Below are 11,629 nucleotides of genomic sequence, written 5' to 3'. Positions count from 1 at the left end.
CCGGATGCCGATCCCGCCACAGCATCCTGCCCCACTCATCGCGCCATGCACCCGACCAAGCCCCCAGGCATGCCCGCCACCATCGAGCCGCCGTCACAGAACATCCCGCTGCATGTCCGCCTGCTATGGCTGCCGGAAGCCATGCCGGGCAGCCTGTTCACCACGCTCGACGTGCTCCGCACCGTGGCCGGCGTAGCCAGCCTGCAGCGGCCCGACGCCGCGCCCACGCTGAGCTGGCAGCTGTGCGGCAGCAACGGGCGCACGCTGGCGGCGGACCTGCCGGGACTGGTGTCCTCCACCCGGCGCGCACGCGCCGCGGACAGCCGCACGCTGCTGGTGATCCCCGCCCTGCTGGCCAGCAACGCGCTGCAGCTGGGGGAGATCGTGCAGCGCGATGCCGCGGCGCTGCGCCTGGTGGAGCGCCATGCGCAGGCCGGCGGGTGGATCGCGGCCTGTTCGTCGGGGATGGTCTTTCCGCTGCAGCTGGGGCTGCTCGACGGCGCCAGGACCGGCGCGCCGTGGATGTTCCAGAGCTGGATGATGCGCCAGTATCCGCATTGCGACCTGGGCAGCGACCAGGCCATGAGCGTGCACCAGCGTGTGTTCTCATGCGTTGCGCCGGCGCTGCAGGTGGAATTCATGCTGCGCGTGCTGGGCCACCTGCACGACCCGGACCTGGCACAGGCGGCGTCGCGGCTGATGCTGTTCCAGCCCGAGCGCCAGCGCAGCGTGCCGGCGCTGGTGTCGCAACGCTGGCTCAGCCGCACCGCCGACAGCCCGGTGTATCGCGCCATCCAATGGCTGCAGGACCATGTGTCCGAGCCCTACAAGCTGGCGGCGGTGGCCCAGGCGGCGGCGGTCAGCGAACGCACGCTGCTGCGCCATTTCCGCCAGGTCACCGGGCTGAGCCCGCTGGACTACCTGCACACCCTGCGCGTGGAGCGCGCGCGCATGCTGCTGGAAGTCACGCTGCACGGCACGCAGGGCATTGCAGAAGCCTGCGGCTACAGCGACGCCGCCGCGTTCCGGCGGCTGTTCCAGCGCACCACGGGCATGTCGATGTCAGACTATCGCGCCCGCTTTGCGCTGCGGGCGCGGCGGCGCTACTGGCGCATGGAAGATGCGGCGGTACGGCGCGGCACCGCGGAGTGACCGCGCCCAAGGCAGCGCTCAGGTGCGCAACGCGATGTGGTTGACCACGTTCTCCACGCCCTGCACGTACCACGCGTCGCGCTCGGCCTGGCGCCGCGTGTCCTCGCTGGTGACGCAGCCTTCCAGCGTCACCACGCGGTTCTCGGTATGCACGCTGACCTGGGCGGCATCGACGAAGGGATCGGTCTCCAGCACCAGCATCAGTGCCTCGGTGATTTCATCGTCGCGGTCGGCTTCGGCGGGCGCTACCACCAGTTCATTGACCACGCAGCGGCAACCGCGCGACCACCAGGCCAGCACACCTGCCAGGCGCATGTGCGACAGGCTGATCACCTGCCCCCACAGCGTGACCACGCCGTCGTGCACTTCCACTTCAATCCAGCCGCTGCGTTCGCCCACGGCTTCGCGCATGGCCTCGGGCTTGCCCTTGACGCGCGCGCAGATCTTGCAATTGCGGAAATCGATGGCATTGAGCAGGCGCTCGCACACCGCGTCGCGCAGTTCGCCGTCGCCTACCTGCATGCCGCCGTCGGCCACGCGCAGGTGATCAATCACGCTGGTTACGCCGTCCACGCGCCGCACCGTCGCCGCGGCCCGGGTCTTGTCGACGATATCGGCCACCTCGCCTTCCAGGATCAGCGCGCCGTCAGAAAGCCGCAACTGGATGATGGGATGGAGGACATGACCCTGATAAGGCACATGCGCCAAGGCTGCGCGCGCCTGCGTCAGCACCGCTTCGCTACTCTGCATTTTGTTCGCCTCGCCCGATTGGTCTGGAGATGGAAGACGCGCGCCCCTGCCTGCAGGCGCGCCTGGCGCGGCGCCGCAGGCTCCTTCACCCCCGGGGCCCTGGCAACCGCTCCCTCATTATAGGAAGCGGTCCGGGAACGGCTCAGGTCTCAGGCAGCGGCTGCCTCGCGCGCGCGGGCCACTTCCTGGTTGCGCAGGATAAAGCGCTGGACCTTGCCGCTGGGGGTCTTGGGCAGTTCGGCGACGAACTCGATCTCGCGCGGGTAGGCATGGGCGGCCAGGCGCTTGCGCACGTGCTGGCGCAGCGCCTCGGCCAGTTCCGGCGCGGCGCGATGTTGCGGGTCCAGCACGACAAAGGCCTTGATCAGCTCAGTGCGCTCCGGATCGGGCTTGCCGATCACCGCGGCCTCGACCACGGCCGGGTGTTCGATCAGCGCGCTTTCCACGTCGAACGGGCCCACGCGGTAGCCCGAGGTGGTGATGACGTCGTCGGCCCGGCCGATGAAGCTGATGCTGCCGTCGTCATTCAGCTCGGCGGAATCGCCGGTCAGGTAGTAGCCGCCGGCAAACCCGCTGGTGGGCGTGCCGTGATAGCCGCCGAACCAGCACATCGGTGAGCGCTTCAGGTCCAGCGCCAGCGTGCCCGGCTGGCCCGGCGGCAGTTCGCGCTGTTCATCGTCCACCACCACCACGCGGTGCCCCGGGCTGGCAAAGCCGGCCGCGCCCATGCGCACCGGATGCGCCAGCGCATGGTGGTTGCACAGCACCATGCCCAGCTCGGTCTGGCCGTAGTGATCGTGGATGGTCACGCCCAGCTCGCTGGCGAACCAGCGGATCACTTCCGGGTTGAGCGGTTCGCCCGCGCTGCTGACCGCGCGCAGCCGCCCGCGCAGCGGGCCTGACACGGCCTCGCCCGCGGCGATCAGCAGCCGGTATGCCGTGGGCGAGCCGGCCAGGTTGGTGATGCCGTACTTGCGGATCACACGGCATGTGCTCTCCACGGTGAACGGGCCATCGTAGAAGGTGGTGGGATGGCCCAGCGCCAGCGGGCCCGTGACCGCGTAGTACAGGCCGTAGGCCCAGCCCGGATCGGCCAGGTTCCAGAAAGCGTCTTCCGGGCGCAGGTCGACCGCGTCGCGCATATAGCCGGCAAACGCGGCGATGGCCTTGAGCGGCACCAGCAGCGGCTTGGCCGGGCCGGTGGTGCCGGAGGTGAACATCATCAGGAAGGGGTCGTCGCCCCGGCGCGGCACCGGCTCGAACGACGCCGGCTGGCGTTCCAGCTCGGCCCAGAAGCTGAAGTCGCCGCGCACGAGGCCGCGGCCTTTGTCACCGGCCACGGTGACGATGGCGGGACAGCCATCCACGTCATCCAGCTTGGGGCGGTTGACGCCATCGGTGACCACCACCTTGGCGCCGGACGCATTGAGCCGGTGCTCGATGGCCTTGGGGCCGAAGGCCGTGAACAGCGGCTGGTACACCGCGCCGGCGCGCCAGGTGCCAAGAATCGTCACCAGCAGTTCCGCATTGCGCGGCAGCAGGCCCGCCACGCGGTCGCCCGGCTGCACGCCCTGCGCCTTCAGGAAGCCGGCAAACTGCGCGGACAGTGCCTGCAGCTCGGTAAAGGTCCAGCTGCGCGAATTGCCGTCGCGCCCTTCCCAGAACAGCGCGATACGGCCCGGCAGCGCGTGCCGGTCGCAGCATTCGACGCAGGCATTGATTGCGTCGAGGCTGCCGTGCAGCTGCCGTGCCACGGCGTCGTCATAAGAAAATCCGTCGAAGGCTTGGGCGTATTCGCGCATGGTGTCTCCTGTATTCCGGCTTGTGCCATTTGGTAGGTGGCCGCTGCGCGCGGCGTGGCGGCGCGCAGCGGCTGCCGCCAGAGTGTGCGCGAGCCCCAGGGGAGCAGGCAATAACCGATTCCGCCAGCGCGGCTGACGGTTTTTGCCATCCCTGCCGTGAGCCCTGAGGCACTCCTGAGGCACCCTTGACGCGGCACCGCCCGGCGCCGACGATACGGGCATCACCGCCAGGAGACAGCGCATGTGCACCAACTACGCCCCGGTCCAGCGTCGCATCCTGCGCGAAATCTTCGGCGTGGAACCGCCGCCGGGACTGTACAAGGCTGAAACCTATCCGGACTACGCGGCACCGATCGTGCGCGCCGCGGACGATGGCGCGCGCAGTGGCGCACTGGCCTCGTTCGGCATGGTGCCGCGCCCGCGCATCCCGCCCGGCGCACGGCGCTTTGACACCACCAATGCCCGCAGCGAAACCGTGGGCGAGCGCCCCGCCTTTGCGCGCTACTGGCGCCAGGGCCAGTTGTGCCTGGTGCCGGCCACGGCGTTCTATGAGTTTGCGTATCCCGAAGATGCAGTACCCGACGGCCCGCCCGGCAAGCCGGTACGCTGGCGCGTCTGGATGACCGGCGAGCCGGCCTTCGGCATTGCGGGCCTGTGGCGCAGCTGGCCGGACCAGTCGCTGTCCTTCACCATGCTGACCATCAACTCGGCTCAGCACCCGGTGATGCAGCGCTTCCACAAGCCAGGCGATGAAAAGCGGTCAGTGGTGATCGTGCCGCGTGAACAGTGGGACGACTGGCTCGCCTGCCGCGATCCCGAGGTGGCGCGCAGCTTCCTGACGCTCTTGCCCACGGCCGCCATGCAGGCCGAACCGGCGCCCAAAGTGCAGGGAGCGCCAATCCCCGACTCGGAGTAAGCGCGCCGCTATCGCTGCCATATTTGCCGAGCCCCCGACCACCCTGGCCGCGGGCTCGCTTCCATGCAAGGCGGCTCAGAAGCGGTAGGTAACGCTGCCCACCACCGTGCGGCGCGCACCGAAGTAGCAGTCACCGCGCGCCAGGCAGGTGGTCAGGAATTGCTTGTCGAACAGGTTGTTGGCATTCAGCGAGACGCGCAGCGGGCCGTGGTCATAGGCGATCATCGCGTCGTAGAGCGTCACGCCGCCCACCCGGTTCCGGTCGGCACCGTCATAGCTGGGACCGACATAGCGCATCCCGCCGCCGGCGACAAAACCCGGCACGCCAAACAGCTTGAAGCGATAGTTGGCCCATAGCGACGCCATGTTCGACGGCGTGCTCGCCAGCTTCCTGCCCACCTCGGCCGGCGTGCCGTCGATCACGCGCGCATCCAGGTAGGTATAGGTTGCAATCAGGTCCAGCCGCCTGGACAGCGAGGCCAGTGCCTCCACCTCGATGCCGCGCGTACGCGCCTCGCCCACCTGGACCGAATCGGGAATGCCGTTGACCACGCCGGCGGTCTTGCGGTTCTTCTCGCGCATATCGAATGCGGCGATGGTCAGCGTGGCGTTCTTGCCTGGCGGCTGGTACTTGATCCCCGCCTCCCACTGCGAACCGCGCAGCGGCTTGAAGGCCTGGTTGGCCTTGTTGAAGCCGGCCAGCCCCTGGAACGATTCGGAATAGCTGACGTACGGGTTGAGGCCAATGTCCGAGCGGTACATCAGGCCGGCACGCTTGGTCAGCTCGCTGTCGTCGCGGCTGGCCGAAGGCGTGTTGTCCTGCGCGGCGCGCGACCAGTCATAGCGCAGCCCCAGCATCAGCAGCCACTTGTTCCACGACAGCTGGTCCTGCACGTACAGGCCGGTCTGCGCCTGCGTGGCGGGGTTCAGGTCGCGCGTACCCGGCAGGGTGAAATTGCCGTAGACCGGGTTGAACACATTGAGCGGCGCGGCTGTGCCCCCCACTCCGGCGCGGCCGGTGATCTCGGCGTGCTGTAGTCGACGCCGGTCAGCAGCGTGTGCTGGACCGGGCCGGTGCGGAAGTTGGTCTGCGCCTGGGTATCGACCGCGAACGAGTTCAGCGTGGGCTGGTTCAGGTAGACCGAGCGGCGAAGCGAGACATTTTTTGCGGGCGTCTGGACTGTCTGCTGCAGAGTGATCGGTTTTCCGCTTTGCTACGATGCCAGGTTTAGTTTTAACGCTGTAGCATAAAAATGTTGCCCCACCATATTTCTTGCTGCTACAGTAAATCCGAATGGAAATCGAGTTTGACTTGGCGAAGGACGCTATCAACCAAAGTCAACACGGGTTGTCACTGGCCGCCGCGGGGTTGATGGACTTTGGTAGCGCCTTGCTGGAGATCGATGGCCGCAAGCCATATGGCGAAACCCGCTACATCGCATATGGGCCGATTGGCCGGCGCCTGTATTGCCTGGTATTCACCATACGCGGCGACACGCTACGGGCAATCAGCCTGCGTAAAGCCAACTCCCGAGAGGTGCGAGACTATGAACAGGAAACCTGACCTCACCATGCCGACGCCCGCGGAGGACGCCGCAATTGCGCGTGGCATTGCCGGAGACCCCGATGCGGTGTCGTTGCCGACAGAGCAAATCAGACGGATGCGCCCGGCGCGCGACGTACTCGAGCAGCTCGTGGGAAAAGAAAATGCCGATGCGCTGGTGAAACGCCGTGGCAGGCCGGCCAAGCCGGCTGGCGAGCGCAAGGTCAACCAGACCTTGCGGATCGATCCCGATGTACTGGAGGCCTACAAGGCAACCGGCAGCGGCTGGCAAACGCTGATGAACGACGCATTGCGCGATTACGCGAAATCGCACCGGATGCTGCCTCGGCGCTAAGCCAGACGAAGGAAGCGTTGGGCAGTCCTCAGCCTCAGTGACCAGCCCCCAAGCCAATCAGCCGGCCTGCAGCCGGCCCAGCAATCGCCGCCCAGCCTCGATCACCGCCGCATCCGGCTGCATCTGGTAGCGCACGATCATCCCTTCGATGCACAGCATGGCTTCCTCGGCCACCGCTTGCGGCTGGTCCAGGCCCAGGCGCGCGGCAATGTCGGCAACGAATGCGGCCAGCTCGGCCTTGTGCGCCGCGGCCTGTTCGGCCGCGCGCGCGTCGCCGCCCGCCTCGGCCACCACGTTGATAAAGGCACAGCCACGGAAGTCGCGGCTGAACCAGTCCGCCAGCGCGTCGGCAATCACGTCCAGGTGCGGGCGCATGGCCAGCCGGGCTTCCACGTCCTGCCGGAACCACGTCATCCACTCGTCATGCCGGCGCGCCAGGAACGCCGAGATCAGCTCGTTCTTGGAGGCGAAATGGCGGTAGAGCGACATCTTGGCGACGCCGGATTCGGCAATGATCTTGTCGATGCCGGTGGCGCGGTAGCCCTCCTGGTAGAACAGGCGGGCAGCGGTGTCGAGGATGCGGTCGCGGGCGGAAGGCGTGGCCATGGTGGCGGCGGAGTCGGTAATGGGAGCGGCCGGACAGCGCCCTGCGCCGCCCGGCCTCTATAGGTCGATACTATGACAGACAGACCTGTCTAGCAAACCTGGCCTACTCAGACTTCGAGCTTTGCCGCCGCATCGCGCAGCGCCGTACGTAGGCCCTCTTCCACCACCGGGTGGTAGAACGGCATGCCCAGCATCTGCCCGATGGTCAGGCCTTGCTGATAGGACCACGCCAGCAGGTGGGCGATGTTCTCGGCACGCGGGCCGGTCCATTCCGCGCCCAGGAAGCGGCCCGTGGCCTTGTCGGCATAGACGTGCATCAGGCCGCGGTTCTTCAGCATCACGCGGCTGCGTCCCTGGTCCTCGAAGCTGACCTCGCCGGTCACGAACGTGCCTTCGGCCAAGTCGGCGTAACGCTGGCCGACCATCGCGATCTGCGGGTCCGTGAACACCACCGCGATCGGCGCTCGGCGGGCCAGCGGCTTCACCTCCGGGTAGCTGGCGGCGTTCTCGCCCGCGGCCTTGCCCTCGTCCGCGGCCTCATGCAGCAGCGGCAGGATGTTGTTGGCGTCGCCGGCAATGAACACGGGCGCATTGCCGCACTGGAGCGTGCGCGCATCGAACAGCGGCACGCCGCGCGCATCCAGCGCCAGGCCGGCATTCTCCAGGCCCAGGCCGCGCACATTGGGCACGCGGCCGGTGGCGACCAGCGCATAGTCGAAGCGCTCAGTCACGCTGCGGCCTTCGCGGTCCAGGTAGGTCACCACCACCTGGTCGCCGTCGCGGGCCATGTCGGTCACCTTGGCGTCCGGATCGAGATAGAACTCGCCGTTGAAGGTCTTCGCCGCGTAGGCGCGGATCACGGGATCAGTCAGCGGGCCGAGCGAGCCGCTGACGCCGAACACGCGCACCCGCACGCCGAGGCGCGACAAGGCCTGGCCCAGTTCCAGCCCGATCACGCCGGGGCCGAACACCACCACGCTGGCGGGCAGGTCGTCCCAGGCGAACACATCGTCATTGACGATCAGGCGGTCGCCGAACACGTGGAACGGCGCCGGCAGCATCGGCGTGGAGCCGGTGGCGATGACTACGCGGCTGGCACGCACGGTGGTGTGCCCATCCACTTCCAGCGTGGTGTTGTCGATAAAGCGGGCATAGCCGCGAATGCGGTCGGCTTCGGGGATGTTCTCCACGCCGCGAACCACAAAGCCGACAAAGCGATCGCGTTCGCTGCGCACGCGGGCCATCACCTCGCGGCCGTCGATGCGGACCTGGCCATCCACGTGCACGCCGAACGGCGCGGTGTGGCGCAGTTCGTGCGCGGCCTCGGCGGCAGCGATCAACAGCTTGGAGGGCATGCAGCCCACACGGGCGCAGGTGGTGCCGTAAAGGCCGCCTTCGATGATCACGGCGCGCTTGCCCGCGGCAATCGCGGCACGGTAGGCGGCAAGGCCGGCGGTGCCTGCGCCGATAACGGCGACGTCGGTCTGGATGGTGGTCATGGCGGTCGTTTCCTTTGTCTTGATGGCGTCAAACTGGTGTCAATCAGCGGGCTGGATGGGGCCGCCATGCCGCCGGGCAAGGCGACCCCATCGGGTCCGGCGACTGCCGGTCCCCGGATGGGGGAGGAAAGGGGAATCGGCTTACTTGCCCAGGTACTGCTGCAGCGCCTCGGCGCCGCCGATGAGCTTGCCGTTGATAAAGACCTGCGGAGCGGTCATCTCGCCCGACACGGCGCCCAGCACCTTGCCGCGCACCTTGTTGTCCAGCGGCACGTCGATGTAGTCGAAGCCGTTGTCGTCCAGCAGTTGCTTGGCCTTGGCGCAGAACGAACAGCCGACCTTGGAGAACACCACCACCTGGTCCGGCTTGCGCGCATTCGGGGCGATATGTGCCAGCATGGTGTCGGCGTCGGACACCTTGAACGGGTCGCCCGGCTCTTCCGGCTCGATGAACATCTTCTGCACCACGCCGTCCTTGACCAGCATCGCATAGCGCCAGCTGCGCTTGCCGAAGCCCAGGTCGGCCTTGTCCACCAGCATGCCCATGCCTTCGGTGAATTCACCGTTGCCGTCGGGGATCATGGTGATGTTCTCGGACTCCTGGTCCTTGGCCCATTCGTTCATCACGAAGGTGTCGTTGACCGACACGCACAGGATGTCGTCGACGCCGTGCCTGGCGAACACCGGCGCCAGCTCGTTGTAGCGCGGCAGGTGGGTCGACGAGCAGGTCGGCGTGAAGGCGCCCGGCAGCGAGAACACGACCACGGTCTTGCCGTTGAACAGCTCGCCGGTGGTGACGGTCTTCCACTCGTTGTCTTCACGCATGCGGAAAGCGACATTGGGAACGCGTTGGCCTTCACGGGATTGCAGCATCAGTTCACTCCTTGGTCTGGATCGGGTTGGTTTCGGCTGCGGGTTGCAGCGAAGGCCCCATTCTGTCGACCGGGATGTGATTTGTACAATTCATCGTTTTAACCACGACGATTGCCTTACGCTATCGATCCGGCATAGCCGCTCCCTATTGCGCCGGCAATGGCACCTCATCCGCGCGCACGCAAGAGCATATTTTTTCGGTAAATACCGGCGAGTGCCCTATCATGCGGCATCCACTCTGACTCCCGTTTTGTCCGCAATGACCCGACCTTGCCGCCTGCCGTCCCTCTGCCGATGGGCCCCGATGCTCGCGCTGTCGCTGATGCTGGCGCACCCCGCGCAGGCGCAAACCCTGAAGAAACCGGCCCTGGATGCGCTGGTCTCGGGCACCCGAACGGCAGCCCAGGCCGACCTGCAGGCATTCATGGCCGCCGCGGCCAAGGCCGAGCCCTCCGTGGCGCCGGCCGTGGCGGCGTGGCAAGCCAGGTCGCCGCTGGCCGGCGACAACCTGGCCAACATCGGCCGCCTGCTGGGCGTCTACAACCGCGTCCACAACGAGGCCGCGGTGATCGACGCCATCGGCAGGATGGTGGCGCTGCGTACCGTGCGCGACGAGAAGATCCCGCAGCACGAGAACCCCGCCATCATCGAGTTTGGCAAGATGATCGAGGCCATGGCGCGTGACTTCGGGCTGGCCTACCGCAATGTCGACAACCGGGTCTTCGAGGTCACGCTGCCCGGCGGCAAGGACACCTTCGGCATCCTGACCCACGCCGACGTGGTGCCTGCGGTGGCCGAGGAATGGGTGCTGGAGGACGGCACCAAACTGGATCCGTTCCGCATGACGCGCGTGGGCGACACGCTGTACGGGCGCGGCACCATCGACGACAAGGGCTCGATCGCCGCGGTCATGTATGCCATGAAGACCGTCAAGGAAAGCGGCGTGCCGCTGGAGCGCACCATCCGCCTGATGATCGAGACCACCGAGGAAACCGGCGGCGACGGCATGAAGTACTACCGCCAGCACACCACCCTGCCCGAGTACAACGTCGTGCTCGACAGCAAATACCCCGCGGTGGTGGCGGAAAAAGGCGCGGGCACGCTGACCGTCTCCTTCGGCATCAAGGCGGCGGACGGCAAGAGCGCGCAGGGCAAGCCCGACTACAAGGGACCGGCCATCGTTGCCATGCGCGGCGCGGCCTCGGCCAACGCCATCCCCGAGACCGCCACCGCGCGGATTGCCGGCGGCGATGCTGCCGCCGTGGCTGCCACGCTGGAACAGGCGCGCGCTGAATTCCTGCAGCGCCACACCCCGCGCGGCAAGTTCTCCATCGACGTGAAGCGCGCCGGCAACGACGTGGAAGTCAAGGTCACCGGCGCCTCGGCGCACGGATCGCGGCCGGAGGAAGGGGTCAACCCATTGCCGCGGCTGGCGCTGTTCCTGCAGGCCAGCGGCGTGCAATTTGCCGAGAACCACTACCTGAACGCGGTCCGCTACCTGAACGACCTGTACGGGCTGGACTACCTCGGCACCAGGATGGAGGTGGCCTACCGCGACCCGTTCATGGGCCCGCTGACCATGTCGCCCACGCTGGTGCGCGAGCGCGGCGAATATGTCGACGTGGTCACCAACGTGCGCATGCCGCGCGGCCGCACCCCGGACGAGCTGGGCGGCAAGATCACCAAGCGTATTTTCGGCTGGGCCGCCACCCATGGCCCGGTCGAGATCAAGTACGACCAGGGCAACTGGATGGCGCGCGATCCCAAGGGCGCGTGGCTGTCCACGCTGCTGAACATCTTTGGCGATACCACCGGGCTGGAAGCCAAGCCGGTTTCCACCGCCGGCAGCACCACCGCCAAGCTGATGCCCAATGCCATCAACTTCGGGCCGGCGATGCCGGGCAAGAAGTACACCCCGCACAATGCGCGCGAGTACAAGGAAGTTGCCGACCTGAACCTGGACATGCAGATGTTCACCGAAATGCTGGTGCGGATCGGGAACCTGGACAAGATGCAGTAAGGTTGTTCTACCAAGCCCGATTGTTTGCTCCCCTTATATGAACACCGCCCCGGATGCCAAGGTTTGGTTTAAGCGTTTTGGCGTGTTAGGTATCGGCTGCGGTCTTATATCCG

General features: G+C 66.9%; 10 protein-coding genes and 1 pseudogene. 5 read left to right on the top strand and 6 right to left on the bottom strand.

What is annotated here, in order from left to right; translation table 11 throughout:
• Positions 1 to 69: 69 nt before the first annotated feature.
• Entirely contained in the window at positions 70 to 1,152 is a 1,083-nt protein-coding gene (locus ACW4E8_RS38325) for a GlxA family transcriptional regulator (protein WP_456809258.1), read from the top strand.
• 18 nt (positions 1,153 to 1,170) lie between these two features.
• Here ACW4E8_RS38325 and ACW4E8_RS38320 read toward each other — a convergent pair whose 3' ends face one another.
• Complete coding sequence (locus ACW4E8_RS38320; protein ID WP_456809236.1) at positions 1,171 to 1,902, bottom strand: BON domain-containing protein; 732 nt, start codon at positions 1,900 to 1,902, stop codon at positions 1,171 to 1,173.
• A 149-nt stretch (positions 1,903 to 2,051) separates the two neighbouring features.
• Positions 2,052 to 3,704: an acyl-CoA synthetase gene (locus tag ACW4E8_RS38315; RefSeq protein ID WP_456809235.1), complete on the bottom strand. Its 1,653-nt coding sequence runs from the start codon at positions 3,702 to 3,704 to the stop codon at positions 2,052 to 2,054.
• Positions 3,705 to 3,945: 241 nt separating this feature from the next.
• Between ACW4E8_RS38315 and ACW4E8_RS38310 the strand changes: the two genes are divergently transcribed.
• On the top strand, positions 3,946 to 4,620 hold the full coding sequence (locus tag ACW4E8_RS38310) for an SOS response-associated peptidase (RefSeq protein WP_456809234.1): 675 nt from the start codon (positions 3,946 to 3,948) through the stop codon (positions 4,618 to 4,620).
• Between the two features lie 75 nt (positions 4,621 to 4,695).
• On the opposite strand, the pseudogene ACW4E8_RS38305 reads toward ACW4E8_RS38310, so the two are convergent.
• Positions 4,696 to 5,771 (bottom strand): annotated as a pseudogene (locus ACW4E8_RS38305) (TonB-dependent siderophore receptor); the annotation flags it as partial.
• Positions 5,772 to 5,914: 143 nt separating this feature from the next.
• Here ACW4E8_RS38305 and ACW4E8_RS38300 point away from each other — a divergent pair.
• Positions 5,915 to 6,184, top strand: a complete 270-nt coding sequence (locus ACW4E8_RS38300; RefSeq protein WP_456809233.1) for a BrnT family toxin — start codon at positions 5,915 to 5,917, stop codon at positions 6,182 to 6,184.
• A 7-nt stretch (positions 6,185 to 6,191) separates the two neighbouring features.
• Positions 6,192 to 6,518 (top strand): BrnA antitoxin family protein, encoded by a 327-nt coding sequence (locus ACW4E8_RS38295; RefSeq protein WP_456809232.1) that lies wholly within the window; start codon positions 6,192 to 6,194, stop codon positions 6,516 to 6,518.
• Between the two features lie 57 nt (positions 6,519 to 6,575).
• On the opposite strand, the gene ACW4E8_RS38290 is transcribed toward ACW4E8_RS38295, so the two are convergent.
• From ACW4E8_RS38290 to ACW4E8_RS38280, 3 genes are all read right to left on the bottom strand, one after another.
• Positions 6,576 to 7,124 carry a TetR/AcrR family transcriptional regulator gene (locus tag ACW4E8_RS38290; protein WP_456809231.1) on the bottom strand — a complete coding sequence of 183 codons (549 nt, stop codon included), beginning with the start codon at positions 7,122 to 7,124 and terminating at the stop codon, positions 6,576 to 6,578.
• Positions 7,125 to 7,231: 107 nt separating this feature from the next.
• Positions 7,232 to 8,623 carry a dihydrolipoyl dehydrogenase gene (locus tag ACW4E8_RS38285; protein WP_456809230.1) on the bottom strand — a complete coding sequence of 464 codons (1,392 nt, stop codon included), beginning with the start codon at positions 8,621 to 8,623 and terminating at the stop codon, positions 7,232 to 7,234.
• Positions 8,624 to 8,764: 141 nt separating this feature from the next.
• Entirely contained in the window at positions 8,765 to 9,496 is a 732-nt protein-coding gene (locus ACW4E8_RS38280; RefSeq protein WP_456805652.1) for a glutathione peroxidase, read from the bottom strand.
• A gap of 304 nt (positions 9,497 to 9,800) precedes the next feature.
• Here ACW4E8_RS38280 and ACW4E8_RS38275 point away from each other — a divergent pair, with 304 nt between their 5' ends.
• On the top strand, positions 9,801 to 11,516 hold the full coding sequence (locus ACW4E8_RS38275) for a dipeptidase (RefSeq protein WP_456809229.1): 1,716 nt from the start codon (positions 9,801 to 9,803) through the stop codon (positions 11,514 to 11,516).
• The last annotated feature ends 113 nt before the right edge of the window (positions 11,517 to 11,629 follow it).

The organism is Cupriavidus sp. CP313 (assembly GCF_054072015.1).
The sequence above is the reverse complement of the archived record's forward strand: the minus strand, read 5'-3'. Positions and strand labels throughout refer to the sequence as shown.

What these genes read in the sequence shown, in the direction of transcription:
- ACW4E8_RS38325 (WP_456809258.1), top strand. Translation starts at nt 70, where the DNA reads ATGCCCGCCACCATCGAGCCGCCGTCACAGAACATCCCGCTGCATGTC.
- ACW4E8_RS38320 (WP_456809236.1), bottom strand. Translation starts at nt 1,902, where the DNA reads ATGCAGAGTAGCGAAGCGGTGCTGACGCAGGCGCGCGCAGCCTTGGCG.
- ACW4E8_RS38315 (WP_456809235.1), bottom strand. Translation starts at nt 3,704, where the DNA reads ATGCGCGAATACGCCCAAGCCTTCGACGGATTTTCTTATGACGACGCC.
- ACW4E8_RS38310 (WP_456809234.1), top strand. Translation starts at nt 3,946, where the DNA reads ATGTGCACCAACTACGCCCCGGTCCAGCGTCGCATCCTGCGCGAAATC.
- ACW4E8_RS38300 (WP_456809233.1), top strand. Translation starts at nt 5,915, where the DNA reads ATGGAAATCGAGTTTGACTTGGCGAAGGACGCTATCAACCAAAGTCAA.
- ACW4E8_RS38295 (WP_456809232.1), top strand. Translation starts at nt 6,192, where the DNA reads ATGCCGACGCCCGCGGAGGACGCCGCAATTGCGCGTGGCATTGCCGGA.
- ACW4E8_RS38290 (WP_456809231.1), bottom strand. Translation starts at nt 7,124, where the DNA reads ATGGCCACGCCTTCCGCCCGCGACCGCATCCTCGACACCGCTGCCCGC.
- ACW4E8_RS38285 (WP_456809230.1), bottom strand. Translation starts at nt 8,623, where the DNA reads ATGACCACCATCCAGACCGACGTCGCCGTTATCGGCGCAGGCACCGCC.
- ACW4E8_RS38280 (WP_456805652.1), bottom strand. Translation starts at nt 9,496, where the DNA reads ATGCTGCAATCCCGTGAAGGCCAACGCGTTCCCAATGTCGCTTTCCGC.
- ACW4E8_RS38275 (WP_456809229.1), top strand. Translation starts at nt 9,801, where the DNA reads ATGCTCGCGCTGTCGCTGATGCTGGCGCACCCCGCGCAGGCGCAAACC.